The organism is Brevundimonas sp., assembly GCF_016463485.1.
In the GTDB taxonomy this organism is placed as follows: domain Bacteria; phylum Pseudomonadota; class Alphaproteobacteria; order Caulobacterales; family Caulobacteraceae; genus Brevundimonas.
On sequence record NZ_JAEMRD010000056.1, the window covers coordinates 1 to 19,871 of the forward strand.

A 19,871-nucleotide genomic window follows, 5' to 3' on the forward strand; every position below is an offset into this window, starting at 1 on the left:
TCCGGCGATAGTCGTCGGGGTCGAGCGTGTCGATCGACACATTGATCCGCCTGACGCCGTATCCGGCCAGCGCCTGCGCATAGCGGGCCAACTGGGTGCCGTTGGTGGTCAGGGTCAACTCGTCAAGCCGCCCGCTGTCCAGATGGCGCGACAGGTCGGCGACCAGGTCCATGAACCCCTTGCGGATCAGCGGCTCCCCCCCCGTCAGCCTCAGCCGGGTCGTTCCCAGGTCGATGAAGGTCGAACACAGCCGGCCCAGTTCCTCGATGGTCAGCAGTTCGGCGCGCGGCAGGAACGTCTGACGTTCGGCCATGCAATAGGTACAGCGCAGGTCACAGCGATCCGTCACCGATACCCGCACATAGTCGATCGCCCGGCCGAACAGGTCGATCAGCGGCGACGCGTGCCGGACGTGTCTGGGCGGGGAGGTTCCCATGCGAAGGGTCTCTGTCGGGACGGACTGCTGCTGTCGCATCATATGCTTCGCGCCGCCAGACCGAGGCGTTACATCCGACGCGACCCTCTTGTCGCCATGCCCTTCGACGTCAGGCGAACGGACTGCTGGCGGCCGTCGTCTCCGCCAGCATCTCCGCGATCGTCGTCGCGAAGGTCGAGATGCGCAGCGGCTTGGACATCACCCGATCCGCACCGAAGGCCAGGGCGGGCTTCAGCAGGCTGTCGACGTCCATACTGCCCCCGCTCGAGATGGCCAGGATGCGCACGCCGGACCGACGCCGCTTCAACTCGATGATGGTCTCGATCCCGTCCTTGTTGGGCATCAGCATGTCCAGCACGATCAGGTCGACGGCCTCGGCCTCGACGATACGCAGGGCCTCGTCGCCGTCCTCGGCCTCCAGCACACGATAGCCCTCGCCCGACAACAGCTCGGCCCCGATGGCGCGCAGGGTCGGATCGTCATCCGCGATCAAGACGGTCGTCGTCATGCGGCCTCCCTGGCAACACCCAGCAGGACGTCCAGCGTCATGGGGCGATGGAAATGATAGCCCTGCAAATAGTGCGCGCCTGCAATGCGCAGGAAATCGGCCTGTTCCGCCGTTTCGACGCCTTCGCACACGACCTTCATCCCCAGGGCGCGTCCCACCCCGATCACCGCATGGATGATGGCGGCGGAAGCGGTGTCGCCGGTGCAGCGTTCGACGAAACTGCGGTCGATCTTCAACGTCGTGAACTTCAGCTCGCGCAGGGCATGAAGGCTGGTGTAGCCCGCCCCGAAATCGTCCAGTGCGACATCGAACCCCGCCGCCCGCAGCTCGTCGATGGTCCGTCTGGCGGCCTCGACGTCCAGCATGGCCGTCTCCGTGACCTCGACCTCCAGCCGCTCCGGAGGGAAGTCCAGGGCGCTTGCAGCCGCCGCGACGCGCGCAGCGAAGCCGGGGGCCTGGAACTCCGACGCCGAGGCATTGATCGACACGCGGATGTCGGGGCGGTCGCGCAGATCCTGCATGGCCCGCGTCATCACGAAATCCGTCAGCCGTGTGATCCCGCCCTCGGCTTCGAGCCGGGGGATGAAGTCGTCGGGGCTCAGCCGGCCGTGCTGCGGATGGGTCCAGCGGATCAGCGCCTCGACCTTCCCCGACAGTTGCCCCCGCCGCTCGACCAGGGGCTGATAGACCAGATGCAGGTCGCCGCGTTCGATGCCGACCGCCAGTTCCTCCTCGGCGCTCAGCCGCACGACGGGCGCGTCCGCCGGCTCGGCCATGGCGGTCAGGGTCAGGGCGACCAGGGACTGGATCGCCTCGATTCCGACCGCCGATGCCGGTTCGCCGGAACGCGCCGCCGTCTCGATCCGCGATGCCTCGCGCGCCACCGCCGCCGCCCCCAGGCTCAGGCTCATGGACTTCAGCGCATGGGCCGCGCGGGCCAGGCCGTCGGCATCGTTACCGGCCGCAGCCTCGACGATCTCGGCCAGCCGCAGCGGTGCGTTGGTCGCATACAGGGCATGAACCCGGTCGACGAAATCGGCCTTGCCGTTGCGTCCCATGGCAAGCAGTTCGCCCCGGATCGTCGCGTCGAACAGATCGGGCTGCACCTCTTCGGGCGCAGGCGCAGACGTCGCGACCGGCAGGGCCACGACGGACCCCACCACGGCGCTGTCGCCACAGAACCGGGCCAGTTCGCGCACCAGATCGTCCAGGGTGAAGGGCTTGTGGATCACCCCGTCCATGCCCGACGCCTTCCAGGCGTCTGCTCCGGACCCGACGACATGCGCTGTCAGGGCGATGATCACCGCACGCGGCCGCCCGGTCCCGGCTTCTTCGGCCCGGATCACCCGCGTCGCCTCGAAACCGTCCAGCACGGGCATGGATCCGTCCATCAGCACCATGTCGAAACTCTGGGCCCGCAGACGTTCGACCGCCTGCTGCCCGTCGTCGGCGGTAAAGGTCTCGACCCCCAGCCGCGACAGGGCCTCGGTCGCCACCTCGCGGTTCACCTCGGAATCATCGACCACCAGCACGCGAACGCCCGGGAACGTGGTCCCCGCCGGGACGCTGGCTTTGTGGTGCGTCAGCCGGGGCTGAACCCCGCTGTGCATCTGGCCGATCAACTCGCGCAGATCGGCCTGGCGCAGCGGTTTCACCATGACGCAGGCGGTCGGTGACGCGGCGATCACGGCTTCGGCCAAAGCTTCGTTGTCACAGACGACCAGAGCCGGGCCCGACACAGGCTGGCCCGCCGCGACGATCGACGGACCCTCGGCCTCGTCGGTCGCGATGACGCCCCAGGCGGCCAGATACATCTCGACGGCCCGCCGTGTCTGGGACGACAGCCCGCGAACGCTGACCGACCAGCCGGCCTTGATCGGCAGCCCTTCGGGTGCCTCCGACACCGGTTCCAGCGGTGCCGTGAAGGCGAAGGTCGACCCCTCGCCCACTGTGCTGGCCAGGGCCCACTCCCCGCCCATCGACCGCACCAGCCGGTCGCAGATCGCCAGGCCCAGCCCGGTGCCGCCGTGCGTCCGGGTCGTGCTCTGGTCCGCCTGGGTGAAGGCCTCGAACAGGGTCGGCAGCTTGTCCGCTGGAATGCCGGGCCCGGTGTCGTGGACCGACACTCGCACCCGCGCCGCGTCGGCCGGATCGCGGTCGATGGCGATCAGCACGCCCCCGACGTCCGTGAACTTGATGGCGTTGTTGACCAGGTTGCCGATCACCTGCCGCAGCCGCGTCGGGTCGGCCATGACGAGGGGCAGGCGCGGATCGACGAACACCGCCAGATCCAGCCCCTTGCCGGCCGCCTTTTCCGAGAACAGGCTGGCGACATCCTCGGCCGCGTCGGCCAGATCGACCTCGACGGCCTCCAGATCCATCTTCCCGGCCTCGACCTTGGAGAAGTCCAGGATGTCGTTGATGATGCTGAGCAGGGACTTTCCCGACTTTGAGATCACGTCGGCATAGCGTTGCTGGCGTTGCGGCAGGTCCGATGTCGCCAGCATGTCGCTGAGCGCCAGAATGCCGTTCAGCGGCGTGCGAATCTCGTGGCTCATGACCGCCAGGAAGTCCGACTTGGCGGCATTGGCCTGTTCGGCCGCGTCCCTGGCCACGACCAGTTCCTCCGTCCGCGCCGCGACCTCGCTCTCCAGCCCCTCAACCTGTGCGGCGATGCGCGCATCGCGCTCGCGGATACCGGTCAGCATGGTGTCGATCCCGGCGACCAGATCGGCGACCTCCCCATCCGCCCGGATGTCCACCCGGGTCGAGAAATCCTTGGTCTCATGCACCCGCCGCACCAGACCGGCCAGGCCGACGATCGGACCGCTGATCCCGCGCGCCATCCGCAGCGCGACCAGCAACCCGGCCAGCACCGCGACCAGCGCCCCGGCCAGCGTCGTCCATATGGTGGACAGGACCCGGCCCCGCAGCTCCGGGGTCTGGCTGAACAGGGTGATCGAGCCGACGGGAAGGCCCTCGTGCATCACCGGGACCGTGGTCTGGATCGAGCCGGTATTGAGCACAGACCACAGCGACAACTCGCCGTCCTCGCCGTCCATGGTGGCGTCGGTGATCAGTCGGGCACCGGCGCCGGTCTCAGCCAGCAGGCCGTGACGGTCGGATTCGATGCGCGCATAGCTGATGCCCGGCATCTGGCTGACCGAGCGGATGGCGGTGAAGCCGCCGCCGCGATCACCGGCGTACACCGCTTCGGACGCGAGGGATCCGATCACACGCGCCGTCTGGGTCAACCGGCTGGTCTCAAGCGTGGCCTGTCGTCTCAAGTCGATCCATGTCGACATGGTCGCCGAGACGAGGAAAGATGCAAGTAAAGAGGCCAGAACAAGAATGGACAACTTGCGCGCGATACCGCCCTTGTTGTGCCTGCTGGACTTTTGACTACTGGCGTCCACGCCGTTCTCCCGAAACGCGTCTGGGTCGCGGCTATACCTAAAGTTAATGACCTGACCCTTAAGGTGGCTGTTGGATCAGAAGGTCTGGATGGGACTAAAGGGTCCAGGGTCGAAGCGCATGAGCGGATTTTTCTACGTACTGGACGAGGAGGCACGCATCCTCTTCGTCGACGACGACCCGATCCTGCGCGAGTTCGCCCAGGTGAACCTGGCCTCGGCCACCGCCGAGGTCGATGTCGCAGCCGACGGGATCGAGGCCCTCGAGATGCTGTCGCGTCGTCGCTACGACCTGCTGCTCGTCGATCTGGAAATGCCCCGCATGGACGGGTTCGAGCTGCTGGCCCGGCTGCGCGCCGACCCCGCTACCGCCCACCTGCCGATCATCGTCGAGACCGGCCGCGAGGACGTGGACGCCATCGATCGCGCCTTTCGCGCCGGGGCCACCGCCTTCGTCACCAAGCCCATGAACTGGCGGCTGCTGTCCTATCAGCTCCGCTTCACCCTGCGCGCCGCCCGCGCGGAGGCCGCCCTGCGTGACCAGTGCCGCGCCGCCATCCCCGTCGCCGCATGAAGACCCTTGTCCGCTGGATCGGGCGCGCCCGGCGCCGTCTCGGCGGATTCGGCCGCAACGAGCGCGGCAACATCGCTCTGATGTTCGCCCTGTCGGCGCCGGCCGTCGTCCTGATCGCGGTGGGCGCCATCGACCTGGGCAATGTCCAGTCCAACCGGGTCAAGCTTCAGGACATCGCCGACACCGCCGCCCTGGCCGGGGCCAACGAACTGGGCCTGGCCATCGATGACGCCACCGCCGTGGAGCGCGCCCATGCCTTCGTCGCCGGCCACCTGTCGGAATGGCCCAAGGGTCCGACGGTGACACCGGTGATCCAGGTGGTCGAGCGCGACAAGCAACGGGTGATCGAGGTCACCCTGAACGGCCATACGCCGTCCTTCTTCGCGAATATGCTGCCGCCCGGCGGCTGGAATTACAGCGCCCAGGCTCGTGCCGTCTCGGTCTCCATGACCCCCTTGTGCGTCCTGGTCAGCGGCGGGTCAGGCTCGAAACTGCTCAACGTCAAGAACACCGGCCGCATCGCGGCACCCGAATGCCTGGTCCACTCCAACCGCGACATCCTGGTCGAGGGCGGCTCGATCGGGGCCTATCAGGTCCAGGCGGTGACGTCTGCGACCGGCGTCATCAGCCCCGACCCCGGCACCGGCGCCGCCCCGATCGAGGATCCGTTCAACGACCTGCAACTCACGCCCCAGACGCCGTGCAAGCTGATTGACCTTGCCATGCCGATCAACCTGCTGGCCGGCACCTTCCGCCTCTCGCCCGGCGTCCATTGCGGAATCCACATGTTCGGTGGCAACGCCCAGTTGATCCTCGAGCCCGGCGAGCACTGGTTCATGAGCGGCAAGCTCGAGATCAGCGACAATGCCCGTCTGACCGGCTCGGACGTCGTCCTGTTCTTCGACAAGAAATCGAAATTCGACTTCATGGGTCACAGCACCGTCAATCTGGAAGGGCGCAAGCGCGGAGCCTTCGCCGGCCTGGTCATGGTCGCCGAGCGCGGCAATACTCAGGATTTCACCATCTCCAGCGACAACGTCGACAGCCTGCTGGGCGTGATCTACGTGCCGGACGCCCAACTGATCGTCGAGGGCGGCAACAACGACGTCGCGCGCGACAGCGCCTGGACCGTCATCGTCGCCAAATCCCTTCAGCTAAAAGGCGCGCCCTCGCTCATCATCAACGCCAACTACAGCGCCTCCGACGTCCCCGTCCCGACCGGCGTCGGTCCGCGCGGCGGCGGATCACAGCTCGTCCACTAGGCCCAGGAAACAGGAAACCGCCATGGCGCTCGAAGCTGACAGTGTCGCCCGGGCGGGCGAGGTGGATCCCGGCGCGCGCCAGGCCCGGTCCGAGCGGCGCGGCAAGGACCGCCGGCTTGGCAATACCCGCATCAACAGGTCCGCGCCGCGACGCTCGCTGATGAAGATCTGCGGGGCCTGGGCGACCGCCATGTCCTTCGCCATCTTCGCCATCGTCTTCATGGCCACCACGACCCTGCTGGAACGGACGCCGTGGATCGCCCTGTCGGTCGCCGGGAGCGCCGTGGTCATCTCCGTCTTCGCCCTGATGCTGGGCAGTATCGAGCAGCGGCTCATCGAGATCCGGCTGGAGCTGATGATGGCCAACGGCGGCATGCGACAGGCCGACCGCCGCCAGGGCGAACGCCGCGCCGGCTCATCCTCCGCCGACCGCGCCGGATCCGCCCGGGACAGACGGGGCGGCACCGCCTGACGTCACCGGCCTCCGCCTGATTTTCGCGCCTATCGCAGGTCATCTGAAAGAAGCTGGCGTTCGGATCCGCCGAAAGGCACAGCCGCCCGCCGTCCAGCACACGCCCGCCATAACCGAACGTCCGCCCGATGCCGGGTCCTGTGGGAAGAGGTGGTGCCGGTCAGGTGACTCGAACACGCCATCCTGGTGTGGGTGCGTCAATCAATGCAGAACGTTGTCCTCTCGACAAGGTGATCGGACTCGGCTTAACGCCTTAGCAAAGGGGTAATGTTTTTGAGTCGGTGACCGCTGTCGGTCTCCCACCCCTCAGTTCAAAAAAACGCGGGGGAAAATGATGCTGCTGTCGAAGATCGATCGGGTCTTGTCTGGTGTGTCGGCGCGCGCCGACCGGCCGCGTTCGGTTTCCCCGCAATCCGGGAGCCTCTCGTTCGAGGCGACTGCCGGCATCATTGGCGAGCGCTACGAGACGATCCAGGGCAATCTTGAGCAACTGGCATCCCTCGCAGAAGCCTTCCGGACTTTCGAGCCCCTGCTGGAGGAGATGCGCCAGCCGCTGGTCGCCGAATTCGAGGCACGGCGCGACGACTACCTTGAACTGATCAGTCTCCGCGGTGCCTATCATGAGCAGGGCCAACGAATGGAGAGCCTGGCCGGTGAAAACCGTCGGCTGAGCGCGGCCTTGTCCGCCGTCGAAAGCCGTAACGCCGAGGAAGAGGCCCAAAGGGAGGAACGCGCTGCCGCTGCTGTTGAGGATCGGCTGGAAATCGACCGCCTTCGCAACACCCTGTCGCAGGCTGAGGCCCGGTTCGAGGCGGAACATGCCGCCGGCCAGGACGCCGCCCAGCGCATAGCGCAGTTCGAGCAGGACGTGGCAGGGCTGCGCGAAATGCTCAAAGACGTGGAAACCCATCGTAGCGAGGCCGACATTGGTCATACGCGCGCGGTACGCGACCTGGCGCTTTCTTCTGACGAGAACGTCGCTCTGAGGAAACGGCTTGAAGAAACAGGTGCCGAGGTCGCAAAACTTGCGCGGTCCGAAGCCTCGCTGGAAAGCCAGTTGACCGCCGAACGCGCTCGCGCTGCCGCCGATCAGGCCGAGAGCGCCCGGTCCCTGAGGGTTCTCGAAGGCCAGAGCGAAGCGATCCGCTCCGAGTCGGCCGCCCTCCAGGTCAAGATCGACACCGCAACGTCCCGCGCGGAGCGACTTGAGGCGCTTAACGTCGATCTGTCGACGCGTCTGGCCGAAATCCAGACGGCGAGCCAGACCGCCGACCGCCGCAGTGCTGATCTGCAGACTGGCCTCTACCGGGCGCTGGAGCGCATCACGGAACTTGAAACGGGCAGTGAGGATGGACGTCAACGCCAGGCGACCATTGATGCCGCCCGCCTCGCCGCGGTCGATCGGGCCGAAAACCTGTCCAAGGCCAGTCAGGCTCAGGAGAAGGCCCTGGGACGCAGCGAGGAGCGCGTCGCCAGACTGCAGGCCCAGATCACCGCCCAGCAAGCCGAGCACGAAGAACAGGTGCGCTTGCTTGGAGAACAGATCACCGAGCTCAAGATCGGCCTGGAAGGCTTCCGCGCCGAATCGTCCATGATGACCGCTGCGCTCGAGACCGCGCGTCGTGAGCGCGCAGGCCGTGATCAGCCGATCATACGGGTATCGATGGCCAGCTGAACGCGCCGCCGGTCCTTCAGTCCGCCGAACGTGATCTCGATGCTTTAGCTGCGTCTGTGGCGAAACCTGTCGTGGCGGATGGGCTCGGTCCGTGACTGCTGGCCGAGGATGCGGGGCGTGATGCTGCTGGACTGCAAGGCACCTACCAGCCAATCCGCGTCCTAACCCGGTCGCCCGATGCCGGGTCTATGTCCTATGGGAAGAGGTGGTGCCGCTTAGGTGACTCGAACACCTGACCCCCGCATTACGAATGCGATGCTCTACCAGCTGAGCTAAAGCGGCCTATGGCGCGGGCGGTATCGTCCGGCGCGAGGAGGGCTCTTTATACGGCGGGGCCGGGATTGCCAAGCGCCTCTAGCAGGCTTGTCTCGTCGGGTCGGGCGGCGATGCGGAGGGCGGCGAAATCGAGCGCCCGCAGCGGACCGGCCACCTGGGGCGACAGGGCGATGGCGATGCGGCCGGCGGCCGTGACCGGATCGAGGCGACGCGTCAGCGCCTCGGCGGCACGCGCGGAGTGGACGAGCACGATGTCGAAGTCGGCGGGCGTCTGCATAGCCGTCTCGACCGTCTCGTAGACCGACATAGGCCGGACCGGGACACGACCGGTCAGCAGACCGGCCATGTCCGCAGAAGGTCTCACGGCGCCGGGCACCAGCAGGACGCCCCGTCCTCGTGCCAGACCTCGGGCACCCCATTCCCGGGCGATGAGGGCCGCCAGATCCCCGGCGTCGCCTCCCGCTGAACGAACATCGGTAAAGCCCCGCTCGCGCGCCGCCTGTGCGGTGCGGTGGCCGACGGCGAAGACCGGCCAGTCGCGGCGCGTGGTCAGGTCGGCGAAGATCAGGCCGTTGACGCTGGTGAAGGCGAGAGCCGCCACGTCGCCGAGATCAAGGTCGGCCGCCAGCTCAAGCGGGCGGACCTCGAGTAGGGGTGCCACGATCGGGACGAAACCCAGATCACGCACGGCGTGGGCCGTGCGGTCGGCACCCGGGGCCGTGCGGGTGATCCAGACCCGGGGGGCGTCGGTCGTGAGCCCTCCCTGCGCCGGCATCCGGTCAGCCCTCGATGCGCTGGTCGCCGGCCATGGCGTGGACCTGGGCCCCGAGCGACTGACCGAGCGCACGGGCGGCGGCCTCGGCATCGGCGGCGTGGACGTCGCCCAGCGTCCCCGACCGGCGCCAGCGGGCGGACCCGTCCGGGCTCAGCATCTCGGTCGTCAGCAGAAGGTGCCCGTCGCCGAAGGTCGCGTGGGCCCCGACCGCCGTGCGGCAAGACCCCTCCAGCGCGATCATGGCCCCGCGCTCGGCGGCGACGGCCAGGGCGGTGGCGGCGTGGTTCAGGGCCGCGATCCACGGCGCGTGCAGGGCCGCGTCCGCCTCGTCCTCGCGGCTCTGGATCGCCAGCGCCCCCTGCCCCGGCGCGGGCAAAAAGGCGTCGAGCGACAACCGCTCGCGAATCGCCTCTGACCGCCCCAGCCGGTTCAGCCCCGCGGTGGCCAGAAGAATGGCGTCGAACTCGCCCTCGGCCAGCCGGCGCAGACGCGTATCGACATTGCCGCGCAGCATCTGGATGTCCAGATCGGGCCTCAGCGCCAGGGCCTGGGCCTGACGCCGCAACGAGGCGGTGCCGAGCCGCGCGCCCGTCGGCAGGGCGTCGAACGACGCGTAGTCCCGGCTGCAGAAGGCGTCGGACGCATCCTCGCGCTCAGGGATAGCCGCGATGCACAGGCCGTCGGGCTGTTCCGCCGGCACGTCCTTCATCGAATGGATGGCGATGTCGATGCGGCGGTCCAGCAACGCCTCTTCGATCTCCTTGGTGAACAGGGCCTTGCCGCCGATCTCGAGCAGGCGACGGTCCTGGACCCGGTCGCCGGTGGTGACGATCTCGACCAGGGGCACGCGCTCGACCGACACCTCCAGCGCCTGTGCGATCGCGCGCTGCATCATGCCCGACTGGGCCAGGGCCAGGGCGGAGCGGCGGGTGCCGATGCGGAGAATGGGTGTCATGAGGCGTTGCGGGAACCGGAGGGGGTCGCTACCTCGACCCGATGACTATCGGCGCGGACTATAGCAGCGGGCAGGAGCGGGCAACCTGCGACCTGACCGTCCTCGGCCTGGAGACCAGCTGCGACGAGACGGCGGCCTCGGTCGTGCGTCTGTCAGCGGACGGGGTGGCCACCGTCCTGTCGTCGGTGGTGCATTCCCAGATCGACGACCACGCGGCCTATGGCGGCGTCGTGCCCGAGATCGCGGCGCGCAGCCATGTCGAGATGATCGCGGGCGTCACCCGCCGCGCGATGGACGAGGCGGGGCTGACCTATGCGGCGCTGGACGGCGTCGCCGCGACGGCGGGGCCCGGTCTGGTCGGTGGGGTCATGGTGGGCCTGAGCTTCGGCAAGGCGGCGGCCCTGGCGCGGGGGCTGCCCTTCATCGCCGTCAACCATCTGGAGGGTCATGCGGTCTCGGCGAGGCTGGGCCGGCCGGTCGACTATCCCTTTCTGCTTCTGCTGGTCTCGGGTGGACATTGCCAGCTGCTGGAGGTGCGCGGCATCGGCGACATGAGCCGGCTGGGCACCACGATCGACGACGCGGCCGGAGAGGCCTTCGACAAGATCGCCAAGGCCATGGGGCTGGGCTACCCCGGTGGTCCGGCGCTGGAACGATTGGCCGCGACCGGTGACGGGTCGAAGATCGCCCTGCCGCGCGCCCTGCTGGACAGGAAGGACTGCGACTTCTCCTTCTCCGGATTGAAGACCGCCGCCTCGCGCCTCGCCCAGGCCTGCGAGACCGACAGGGACCGGGCCGACCTCGCCGCCGCCGTCCAGACCGCCATCGCCCGCCAGCTGTCGGAACGGTCCGAGCGGGCGATGAAGGCCTATGCCGAGCGCCACGATCACCGCCTGTTCGTGGTCGCGGGCGGTGTCGCCGCCAACAAGACCGTGAGGTCCACACTGGAAGCGACCGCTGCGAAATACGGCTTCGAGTTTCTCGCCCCGCCCATGGCCTATTGCACCGACAATGCCGCGATGATCGCCCTGGCCGGAGCGGAACGGTTGCGGCTCGGCCTGGTTTCGGACATCGATACGGCGGCGCGTCCGCGCTGGCCGCTGGACGAAGCCCGCGCACTGGCCGATCCTGTCCACGCGCCGGGTCGAAAAGGCGCCAAGGCCTAGAGCCGCTCGGGAGGGCAGATGCAGTTTCATACAGCAGGCGTCATCGGCGCGGGGGCCTGGGGCACGGCCCTGGCCCAGGTCACCGGCTGGGCGGGCCTCGACACCCTTCTTCAGGCCCGCGAGCCCGAGGTGGTCGAGAGCATCCGCGATCGCCGGATCAACGAGGCCTTCCTGCCTGGCGTCACCCTCGACGACCATGTGCAGGTCACGCCCGACCTCGCCGATCTGGCAGGGTGCGACCTGATCCTGGCCGTGCCCCCGGCCCAGCATCTGCGTTCGACCATGGCGGCCTTTGCGCCCCACTACCGGCCCGGCGTGCCGATCGTCCTGTGCGCCAAGGGGATCGAGCGCGGCACGCTGAAGCTGATGACCGAGGTGCTGGCCGAGACCATCCCCGACGCCACCGTCGCCGTCCTGTCGGGCCCCAGCTTCGCCGCCGACGTGTCGCGCGGCCTGCCCACCGCCGTGACCCTGGCCTGTGAGGACGCCGCCCTGGGCGAGGCCCTGATGCAGGCCCTGTCGGCGCCCGGGTTCCGGCCTTATCTGGCGACCGACCTGATCGGTGCCGAGGCCGGCGGAGCGCTCAAGAACGTGCTGGCCATCGCCTGCGGCATCGTCGAGGGCCGGGGCCTGGGCCGCAGCGCCCACGCCGCCCTGATCACCCGGGGCTTCGCCGAGATGACCCGGTTCGCGGTCGCCTTGGGTGCCGAGGCCGAGACCGTCGCCGGCCTCTGCGGCCTCGGCGACCTCGTCCTGACCTGTTCCAGCCCCCAGTCCCGCAACATGAGCCTGGGCCTCGCCCTGGGTCAGGGCCAGACGGTGGAACAGGCTCTCGCCGGCAAACGCTCCGTCGCCGAAGGCTACGAAAGCGCCCCCGCCGTCCGCGAACTCGCCGCCCGCCTCGGCGTCGAGACCCCCATCTGCGAAGCCGTCGCCGCCGTCCTGGCCGGAGAGACGACGGTCGACGTCGTCATCGAACGCCTGCTGTCGCGCCCGCTGAAGTCGGAACGGGAGTAGGTCCAGGCCCGGAGCACCTGTGCAGGCTTTGCCAGGGCCTTCCTGAAGCGCGCCACGTGAGTCGAGGGCGCATGTGAATCTCGATCAGCACCAGAGCGAAGCGGGACCGCAGGACAGGATTCAGCGCGGTCTAGCCGCTCGACGTCGTGGACACCCGATTGCCCGCCAGGGTCGGGGTCACGTCAATCCTTTTGGCGATCGCTCCCGTTGTCTTCGGCGATCAGAATGGAGGTCTTCACGCGGCCTGGGCTCTGACGGATCTCATGTCGAGCACACGCGCCATCGTATCGACCAGTGAGGCGATCTCGATCGGCTTGCCGACATGACCATCCATGCCTGCGTTGCGGCAGGTCTCGATCTGGTCGGGCTGGACATTGGCCGTGAGGGCCAGGATCGGCACCGCAGACGGCGCCGTACCGAGCCGCCGGATCGAGCGCGCCGCCTCCAGCCCGTCCATGACCGGCATGTGCACGTCCATCAGCACAAGGTCATAATCGCCGGTCGAGACCGCCTGAACCGCCTCGGCGCCGTCACAGACCGTGTCGAGAGAGATGTTCCAGGCGCCGAGCATGATGCGGACCAGCTCGCGGTTGGCAGGAGCGTCGTCAGCCATCAGCACGCGCAGACCCGGCGGAAGCGCCCGTGCCGCGTCGGCTTCGGCACCGTCGCGGATTTCCCCCATGATCAACGGAACTTCGAACCAGAAGGTCGAGCCCTTGCCCACCTCGCTGTCGGCACCGATCTCACCGTCCATCAGTTCGATCAGTCGGCGAGAGATCGCCAGGCCCAGTCCGGTCCCGCCATAGACACGGGTCGTCGACGTGTCCGCCTGGGTGAACCGTTCGAAAAGGCTGTCGATCTTCTCCGCAGAAATCCCGATCCCACTATCGGTGACCTCCAGCCTGAGGCGATCGTCACGGCACGTCAGCGCCAGTCGGACCTCGCCCTCGCTGGTGAACTTCACCGCGTTCGACAGGAAGTTCAGCGTGACCTGACGCAACCGCCCCTCGTCGCCCATCACGGCGGGCGGGATGTCGGGATCAATTTCGACCCAGAGGACAAGAGCCTTGTCGCGACATTGCGCCTCCAGCATGGCGGCTGCCCCTTCGGCCATGGCGACCGGATCGAACGCCGCCGGGTCCAGCCCCACCGCATCCGCCTCCAGCTTGGAATAGTCGAGAATGTCGTTGATCACGCTGAGCAGGGCTGCGCTGGCCGATCCGATCCGGTCCGCATAGCGCCTCTCGGCGCTCGGCAAGGCCTCGCTGTCCTGAAGCAGACCCGAAAAGCCGATGACGCTGGTCAGGGGTGTCCTGAGTTCATGGGACATGTTGGCAAGGAACTCCGACTTGGCCCGGGCGGCCTCCTCGGCGATATCGCGCGCTTCTGTCAGTTGCCGCTCAAGGGCCTTTCTGGCTGTCACATCGCGCGCGCAGTCGTGGAATTCGACCAGTCTTCCTGCGGAATCATAGATGGCGCGCGGCGTCGCCTCCAGCCAGATGACGGTGCCGTCGGGCCTGACGGCCCTGTATTCGTGTCGCGGTGCGGCCGCTCCTGGACCCGCCGCGACATAGGCTTTGAAGAGGTCCCGGATGCCCGGCAGGTCATCCTCGTGGATCATGCCTCTGCAGTCCTGGCCCAGCATCGTCTCAGGATCCCTCCCGAGAACGGCGGACGCGGAGGGGGAAACGTAGAGGAACCGACCCTGCGGATCGAACCGCGCCACGATGTCGCTGGCCGTTTCCGCCAGCAGACGATAGCGGGCCTCGCTGCGCGACCGTTCCATCAGCACCGCCGAAACAGGCAGGACCGTGAAGACCAGTGCGGCGAGGAAGACCTGCTGGATCGCTGCCCGCAGATCCAGTCCGCCATCGACGAGGGCCAGTGGACCTAGCCCCGCGGCCACGGCGGCGAGGGAGGTCCCTGCCGTGATCAGAAGTGCGATCCCGGCCGCGCCCGCGCCGCCACGGAAGGCGATCAGGATAAGGACCGGCGGAATCAGAAAGAGCAGCGGAAACTGGGTCTGCAGGAAGACGACCGCCAGAACGGCCGCGAGAAGGCCGGCCGGTCCCGCCCGCTTCGTCAGCGATCCCCCTCCGGGCCATGCTCCAGGTGTCGCCATGAGCAGCAGGGGTGGTGCGACGACCAGCATCCCCAGTGCGTCGGCGACGACCCAGCGGACGAAGTTCATGCCGAACGGACCATCAAGCCAGACCGCCAGGGTCAGGCATGCGACGACCGACGAAGCCACCGGCCCGACCAGTCCCCCCAGGACAATGAAGCGCGCGACCGACGACCACCTGACCATTGCGTCGCGCAGATCCACGCCGCGCATGCCCCAGGCAATCACCGAGATCTCGAGAATATTGGCCAGGGCCAAACCGACGGAGACAGGAACTGCATCGCCCATCGCCAAGGCGACAGCGATATTGCCGACCAACGCGCCCACAAGCAGTCCCGGCCGTTCGGTACCGGGGCGCAGCAGGACGAGGGCCAGAAGAACGCCGTTCGCGGGCCAGATCGCGGCCACGCTTCCGGCTTCACGGGCAAAGACAAGGCTTGCGAGCGCCAGAAGCCCGAAAACCAGGCCGCCGCACGCAAGACTTCGCGCCAGGACCAGCGCCCCTGGAGGGATCGGAAGACTTGGCGAAGCGATCGTGGGCAACGGACGTCATCTCCCGGAAACCGCCAAGCTAGAGCGATCGTCCCTTACGGACCGTTACCGGTGTCAGCACTGGTGATATGCAGGGCGAAGCCTTGCGCCGACCGAAGCGAAGTCTGGCGATGGCGCGAACCGGACCCTGTGTCGGTCCGGAATCGGCACCTGGCGTCCTTTTGGAAGGACATCGCCCGCTCTCGGCACCCTCGCTGCTGTATGCTAACTCACCTCCCGTGACCGACCCCATCCCCACCGAGCGCAGGCGTGTCTGGACGACCCCGGCCAATGTCGCCCTGTGCGCCGAGGCCGACATCGCCGATCCCGGCTCGCGCGGGTTCGTGCTCCAGATCAGGGACGCCTATTTTCACGGCTTCGTGGTGCGAAAGGGCGGCGAGGTGGCGGGCTGGGTCGACCGGTGTCCGCACATGGGGTTTCCGGTCGCGGTCGTGCCGGACCGCTATCTGACGCCGGACGGCCGGGTCATCCTGTGCGGCTGGCACGGAGCGGTGTTCGATCCGATCGGCGGCAAATGCGTCGGCGGTCCGTGTGCGGGCGCGCGGCTGACGCCCTGGCCGGTCGCGGTCGTGGACGGGATCATCCGCACCGCCTGACCCTGTCTGAGCGGTCGAGGTTTCAAACCTCGAGCCACCAATCCCTTGCGCCACAGGGGATTGGCTCGAAAATCAGCCTTTCGACCTGGCGCCCGTCGTAGGCATGGTAGGATGAGGACCAGACTTTAAACTGCGGTCTTTGACATCCTCCCGGCCCGTCGCGAACGACCGAAACGGTTGAAGCGGTTGAAACGGTTGAAACGGTCGATGTTTTCCGACCGGCCGATTTCAGACCATTCGGACTTTTCGGACTTTTCGGACTTTTCGGACTTTTCGGACTTTTCGGACTTTTCGGACTTTTCGGACTCTAATTTTCGAGTCCGGACTGTCCAAGCCGTTCACACACCGCCCTGGCGAATCCCGCCCCTTCGGCCGGGTCCGAGCCCAGATAGAAGTCCGGCTCGATCAGCTCGGCCTCCATCAGGATCCAGTTGCCGCCGGCGTCCGGTGCCATGTCGATGCGGGCATAGAGCAGCGGCTCCTCGACCGACGCCAGCACCTGTTGGGCCAGCGCCATACAGGCGGCGGGCGGCGTTTCCAGCGTGCGGTACTGGCCGCCGTACTGGACCTGGATGCGGAAGTCGCCGTTCACCGGCCGCTTGTTCACCGCATGGCTGAAACGGCCGCCGAAGAACAGCAGGCTCGTCTCGCCCTCCGTCTCGATGGTCGGCAGATAGGGCTGGATCATCGTCGCCCCCAGAGGCAGGTCCGCGTCCGCCACCCCCTCGCCGCGCGCGACCCGCAGCGTGCGCCAGGCCCCACCCGAGACGGTCGGCTTCACCACCACCTGGTCGGTCCCGAAGGCGTCGAAAGCGTCCGCGATCTGGTCCGCCGTCGGGGTCGCGCTCCACAGGGTCGGGGCGATCGGCACGCCCGCCTCGGCCAGCCGGCGCAGATAGGCCTTGTCCGAGTTCCAGCCGAGGACGCTCGCCGGATTGGCCATGGCCACCCCGGCCTGTTCCCACAGGGTCGTCGCCGCCAGCCACCGCTCGTGGTCGCTGTAATAGCCCCAGGCCAGCAAGGGCAGGACCAGCGGATAGGCCATCAGGCCCTCGGCGCTGTCCACATGGTCGGTCCAGGCGGTCGGCACGACCTCGACGCCCTCGCCGGCCAGGGCGGTCTGCAACCGCTCCAGCACACCGGGCCACTGGCGGGTATAGGACGGGTCGGCAGGGTCGGGCGTCAGGACGGCGATAAGGGTCATGGTCTCTCTATAGACGGTCCGCGCCAAACACATAAGCCGATCCTTATATGTTTTGCATGACTTAGGGGCCGGGCTCGGCTAAGGGGCGATCATGTCCAGCACCACGCCCCACACCCACGACGTCTGCGCCGTCGGCAACGCCATCGTCGACGTCCTCAGCCCCTGCGAAGACGCCTTCCTGAGCGCCCAGGGCCTGACCCCCGGCTCCATGTCCCTGATCGACGAGGCCCAGGGCGCGGCCCTGTACGACGCCATGGCGGCGGGCATCGAGGCCTCGGGCGGCTCAGCCGGCAACACGGTCGCCGGCGTCGGCTCCTTCGGCGGCAAGGCCGCCTATATCGGCAAAGTGGCCCCCGACGTCCTGGGTGGCGTCTTCAGCCACGACATCCGCGCGGCCGGCGTCCACTTCGACACCCCCGAGCTCAAGGACGGTGCCGGCACCGGCCGCTGCCTGATCAACGTCACGGGCGACGGCCAGCGCACCATGTGTACCTTCCTGGGGGCCGCCAACCAGCTGGCCGCCTCCGACATCGACACCGACCTGATCGCCGCTTCGGCCATCGTCTATCTGGAAGGTTATCTGTTTGACCCGGCCCCGGCCCGCGCCGCCTTCGAGGCCGCCGCCGCCGCCGCCCACGCCTCGGGCCGCAAGGTCGCCATCACCCTGTCCGACACCTTCGTCGTCTCCCGCTGGCGCGCCGAACTGCTGGCCTTCATCGAGGCCTCCGCCGACATCGTCCTGGCCAATGAGGCTGAACTGGGCGCCCTGTTCGAGACAGAGGACTTCGACGCTGCAGCCGCCAGGCTGGCCTCCATGGTCGAGGTCGCCGCCGTCACCCGCGGGGCCGAGGGCTCGGTCGTGATCTCGGGCGACGAACGCGTCGCCGTCGCCGCCTATCCGGTCGCCAAGGTCATCGACACCACCGGCGCCGGCGACCAGTACGCCGCCGGCTTCCTGCTCGGCCTCGCGCGCGGACTGACCCTGGAACAATCGGCCCGGCTGGGCTCCCTGGCCGCGTCGGAAGTCATCGCCCACTGGGGCCCGCGCCCCATGGTCAGCCTGGCCGACCTTGCCAAAGAGCACGACCTGACCCTCTAGGCCGTCGCGGCCGTCAGGCGTCGTCAGTGGCGCAGACCTTCGGCGCGGCTCACAAGGGCTGCGGAGGGTCTGTCCATGCGTCTTCTACCGCTCATCGTCCTGCTGCTAGCGCCCGCCTGCGCCGGGGCCCAGTCGGCCGCCCCCGCGACGGTCGAAAGCGCCTATCAGGCCGCCCTGCTGCGCAGCCCCACGCCCCTGAGCCTGCGCCGCGACCAGGCCGAATACCTGCGTGAACGGGCCGGGACGCCCGATGCCGAGGTTCGTCTGGCCTCCGACGAGGATCGGCTCGGCAGGCTGCTGGCCGCCGCCGAGGTGGACCTGCGGGCAACGACGGCCGCGGTCCCTCTGGAAGATGCGATCGGCACCTGCGTGGACCTGGGCGGCATCGAGGGATGTCGGACCACGGAGGGCGGCTGGCTTGTCCCGCGTGAGGGGCCGCGCCTGTTCTGGCAGATCCAGGCCGGCTTCACCGCCGAGGACGGCGGCACGGCCGGCATCGTCTTCTTCACCGAGACCTCCGGCCGGCTGGAACCTGTCGCCTGGGCCTGGCAGGGATCGAGCTATGACGCGCCCCGTGTCTTCAACGGCGCGGGCGGTCTCTATATCGCGGTCCCTGGTCGGAGCATGGGTGCGGGACGCGGCGACGCCGACCTGATCTTCCGCTGGACCCCGGCCGCCGACAGACCCCTGACCCAGATCGACAGCTGGAGCTGGCGCGATGAGGTGACCACCAAGCTGCCGGGCCTGCATGCCTACGGCCGCGTTCGGATCGACTATGACGAGATGATCGCCCTGACCGAGATGTTCCGCGACAGCGACGCAGGCTGCTGCGGCACCGGCGGGCACGCCCTGATCAGCTTCGCCATCCGCGGCGACCGTCTGGCGGTCTCGGACGCCCAACTTCGCGACCGGTAAGCTTCGCCGTCTCGCCAAGGTCACGATCGTCCGCTACAAGCGGCCATGACAGAAACCATGACGAGCCGCATGACGGCTGAGGCGGCGCTGGATCGCCTCGAAACCCTCTACTTCCAGTCCGTGCAGTCGCTGCGTGATGCGGCCCGGGCCTTCCTCGCCACCGGCGAACGGGTCGAGCCCGCCGCCCGTGCCGCCGGGATATTCTCCTATCCGTCACTGAAGGTCAGCTGGTTCGGCGACCGGCCCCTGAACCTGGCCCAGCGCGCCTATGCGCGGATGTCGCGGCCGGGTGTCTATTCGACCACCGTGACCCGGCCCGACCTGTTCCGCCCCTATCTGCTGGAACAGCTGACCCTGCTTGAGCAGGACTACGGCGCGACCTTCGAGGTCGGCCCGTCGGACCAGGAGATCCCCTTCCCCTATGTGCTCGACGGCTCCGACGTGGTGCTGGACCCGTCCCAGACGGCGGCGGTGGCACGTTACCTGCCGACCACCGACCTGGCCCATATCGGCGACGAGATCTCCGACGGCCTGTTCGACCTGGGCGAAGACTTCCCTCTGTCGCAGTTCGACGGCCTGCGCACCGACTTCTCCCTGGCGCGCTTGCGGCACTACACCGGCACCCCGGTCGAGCACGTCCAGTCCTACATCCTGTTCACCAACTATAACCGCTACGTCGACGACTTCGTGCGCTGGGCGGTAGAGCAGGTCCGCGACCCCTCGACCCCTTATGACAGCCTGTCGTGCGCAGGCGGGGTAGTGATCACCGCAGAGACGGCCGACCCGGAGATGGCGGTCATGGACGCGGCCTGGAAGAAGCACCAGATGCCGGCCTATCACCTGACGGCGCCGGG

The 19,871-nt window shown here is 68.0% G+C and carries 16 protein-coding genes, 1 tRNA gene and 1 pseudogene; 10 read left to right on the forward strand and 8 right to left on the reverse strand.

The window, feature by feature from the left end; genetic code table 11:
- From JHC99_RS09805 to JHC99_RS09815, 3 genes are all read right to left on the reverse strand, one after another.
- Nucleotides 1-436 (reverse strand): radical SAM protein (locus JHC99_RS09805; RefSeq protein WP_292153774.1); only part of this gene is annotated, 436 nt, incomplete at its 3' end.
- Between the two features lie 109 nt (nt 437-545).
- Entirely contained in the window at nt 546-944 is a 399-nt protein-coding gene (locus JHC99_RS09810; protein WP_292153776.1) for a response regulator, read from the reverse strand.
- Nucleotides 941-4,231 (reverse strand): EAL domain-containing protein, encoded by a 3,291-nt coding sequence (locus JHC99_RS09815; protein ID WP_292153778.1) that lies wholly within the window; start codon nt 4,229-4,231, stop codon nt 941-943. The genes JHC99_RS09810 and JHC99_RS09815 overlap by 4 nt, the downstream gene beginning before the upstream one ends.
- 247 nt (nt 4,232-4,478) lie before the next feature.
- Here JHC99_RS09815 and JHC99_RS09820 point away from each other — a divergent pair, with 247 nt between their 5' ends.
- The 4 genes from JHC99_RS09820 to JHC99_RS09835 all read left to right on the forward strand — a co-directional run bounded on the left by JHC99_RS09820 (nt 4,479) and on the right by JHC99_RS09835 (nt 8,340).
- Nucleotides 4,479-4,931 carry a response regulator gene (locus tag JHC99_RS09820; RefSeq protein ID WP_292153780.1) on the forward strand — a complete coding sequence of 151 codons (453 nt, stop codon included), beginning with the start codon at nt 4,479-4,481 and terminating at the stop codon, nt 4,929-4,931.
- The gene (locus JHC99_RS09825; RefSeq protein WP_292153782.1) at nt 4,928-6,193 is read left to right on the forward strand and encodes a TadE/TadG family type IV pilus assembly protein; all 1,266 of its coding nucleotides are present in this window, start codon (nt 4,928-4,930) and stop codon (nt 6,191-6,193) included. Before JHC99_RS09820 ends, JHC99_RS09825 begins: the two co-directional genes overlap by 4 nt.
- Before the next feature lie 22 nt (nt 6,194-6,215).
- Entirely contained in the window at nt 6,216-6,665 is a 450-nt protein-coding gene (locus JHC99_RS09830) for a hypothetical protein (RefSeq protein ID WP_292153784.1), read from the forward strand.
- A 334-nt stretch (nt 6,666-6,999) separates the two neighbouring features.
- Nucleotides 7,000-8,340, forward strand: a complete 1,341-nt coding sequence (locus JHC99_RS09835; protein ID WP_292153786.1) for a hypothetical protein — start codon at nt 7,000-7,002, stop codon at nt 8,338-8,340.
- A 206-nt stretch (nt 8,341-8,546) separates the two neighbouring features.
- Here JHC99_RS09835 and JHC99_RS09840 read toward each other — a convergent pair.
- The 3 genes from JHC99_RS09840 to hemC all read right to left on the reverse strand — a co-directional run bounded on the left by JHC99_RS09840 (nt 8,547) and on the right by hemC (nt 10,346).
- Nucleotides 8,547-8,622: transfer RNA gene (locus tag JHC99_RS09840), tRNA-Thr, on the reverse strand.
- A 40-nt stretch (nt 8,623-8,662) separates the two neighbouring features.
- Entirely contained in the window at nt 8,663-9,391 is a 729-nt protein-coding gene (locus tag JHC99_RS09845; protein WP_292153787.1) for a uroporphyrinogen-III synthase, read from the reverse strand.
- Between the two features lie 4 nt (nt 9,392-9,395).
- The gene (gene hemC / locus JHC99_RS09850; protein ID WP_292153789.1) at nt 9,396-10,346 is read right to left on the reverse strand and encodes a hydroxymethylbilane synthase; all 951 of its coding nucleotides are present in this window, start codon (nt 10,344-10,346) and stop codon (nt 9,396-9,398) included.
- Between the two features lie 41 nt (nt 10,347-10,387).
- Here hemC and tsaD point away from each other — a divergent pair, with 41 nt between their 5' ends.
- Complete coding sequence (gene tsaD, locus JHC99_RS09855) at nt 10,388-11,512, forward strand: tRNA (adenosine(37)-N6)-threonylcarbamoyltransferase complex transferase subunit TsaD (RefSeq protein ID WP_292153791.1); 1,125 nt, start codon at nt 10,388-10,390, stop codon at nt 11,510-11,512.
- Between the two features lie 18 nt (nt 11,513-11,530).
- Nucleotides 11,531-12,529: an NAD(P)H-dependent glycerol-3-phosphate dehydrogenase gene (locus JHC99_RS09860; protein ID WP_292153793.1), complete on the forward strand. Its 999-nt coding sequence runs from the start codon at nt 11,531-11,533 to the stop codon at nt 12,527-12,529.
- A gap of 235 nt (nt 12,530-12,764) precedes the next feature.
- Here JHC99_RS09860 and JHC99_RS09865 read toward each other — a convergent pair whose 3' ends face one another.
- Nucleotides 12,765-15,194, reverse strand: coding sequence for an ATP-binding protein (locus tag JHC99_RS09865; protein ID WP_292153795.1), 2,430 nt, complete (start codon nt 15,192-15,194; stop codon nt 12,765-12,767).
- Nucleotides 15,195-15,421: 227 nt separating this feature from the next.
- Here JHC99_RS09865 and JHC99_RS09870 point away from each other — a divergent pair, with 227 nt between their 5' ends.
- Complete coding sequence (locus tag JHC99_RS09870) at nt 15,422-15,799, forward strand: Rieske 2Fe-2S domain-containing protein (RefSeq protein ID WP_292153797.1); 378 nt, start codon at nt 15,422-15,424, stop codon at nt 15,797-15,799.
- 307 nt (nt 15,800-16,106) lie between these two features.
- On the opposite strand, the gene JHC99_RS09875 is transcribed toward JHC99_RS09870, so the two are convergent.
- The gene (locus tag JHC99_RS09875) at nt 16,107-17,003 is read right to left on the reverse strand and encodes a transporter (RefSeq protein WP_292153799.1); all 897 of its coding nucleotides are present in this window, start codon (nt 17,001-17,003) and stop codon (nt 16,107-16,109) included.
- A gap of 91 nt (nt 17,004-17,094) precedes the next feature.
- On the opposite strand from JHC99_RS09875, the gene JHC99_RS09880 reads away from it, so the two are divergent.
- The 3 genes and pseudogenes from JHC99_RS09880 to JHC99_RS09890 all read left to right on the forward strand — a co-directional run.
- Nucleotides 17,095-18,102 carry an adenosine kinase gene (locus JHC99_RS09880; protein ID WP_292153801.1) on the forward strand — a complete coding sequence of 336 codons (1,008 nt, stop codon included), beginning with the start codon at nt 17,095-17,097 and terminating at the stop codon, nt 18,100-18,102.
- Nucleotides 18,103-18,177: 75 nt separating this feature from the next.
- A complete protein-coding gene (locus JHC99_RS09885) occupies nt 18,178-19,017 on the forward strand; it encodes a hypothetical protein (protein ID WP_292153803.1) in 840 nt (279 codons plus the stop codon).
- Nucleotides 19,018-19,074: 57 nt separating this feature from the next.
- Nucleotides 19,075-19,871: pseudogene (locus JHC99_RS09890) on the forward strand (AMP nucleosidase); the annotation flags it as partial.

Coding starts and splice junctions, on each gene's coding strand:
- JHC99_RS09810 (WP_292153776.1), bottom strand. CDS start 944: ATGACGACGACCGTCTTGATCGCGGATGACGATCCGACCCTGCGCGCC.
- JHC99_RS09820 (WP_292153780.1), top strand. CDS start 4,479: ATGAGCGGATTTTTCTACGTACTGGACGAGGAGGCACGCATCCTCTTC.
- JHC99_RS09825 (WP_292153782.1), top strand. CDS start 4,928: ATGAAGACCCTTGTCCGCTGGATCGGGCGCGCCCGGCGCCGTCTCGGC.
- JHC99_RS09830 (WP_292153784.1), top strand. CDS start 6,216: ATGGCGCTCGAAGCTGACAGTGTCGCCCGGGCGGGCGAGGTGGATCCC.
- JHC99_RS09835 (WP_292153786.1), top strand. CDS start 7,000: ATGCTGCTGTCGAAGATCGATCGGGTCTTGTCTGGTGTGTCGGCGCGC.
- JHC99_RS09845 (WP_292153787.1), bottom strand. CDS start 9,391: ATGCCGGCGCAGGGAGGGCTCACGACCGACGCCCCCCGGGTCTGGATC.
- hemC (WP_292153789.1), bottom strand. CDS start 10,346: ATGACACCCATTCTCCGCATCGGCACCCGCCGCTCCGCCCTGGCCCTG.
- tsaD (WP_292153791.1), top strand. CDS start 10,388: ATGACTATCGGCGCGGACTATAGCAGCGGGCAGGAGCGGGCAACCTGC.
- JHC99_RS09860 (WP_292153793.1), top strand. CDS start 11,531: ATGCAGTTTCATACAGCAGGCGTCATCGGCGCGGGGGCCTGGGGCACG.
- JHC99_RS09875 (WP_292153799.1), bottom strand. CDS start 17,003: ATGACCCTTATCGCCGTCCTGACGCCCGACCCTGCCGACCCGTCCTAT.
- JHC99_RS09880 (WP_292153801.1), top strand. CDS start 17,095: ATGTCCAGCACCACGCCCCACACCCACGACGTCTGCGCCGTCGGCAAC.
- JHC99_RS09885 (WP_292153803.1), top strand. CDS start 18,178: ATGCGTCTTCTACCGCTCATCGTCCTGCTGCTAGCGCCCGCCTGCGCC.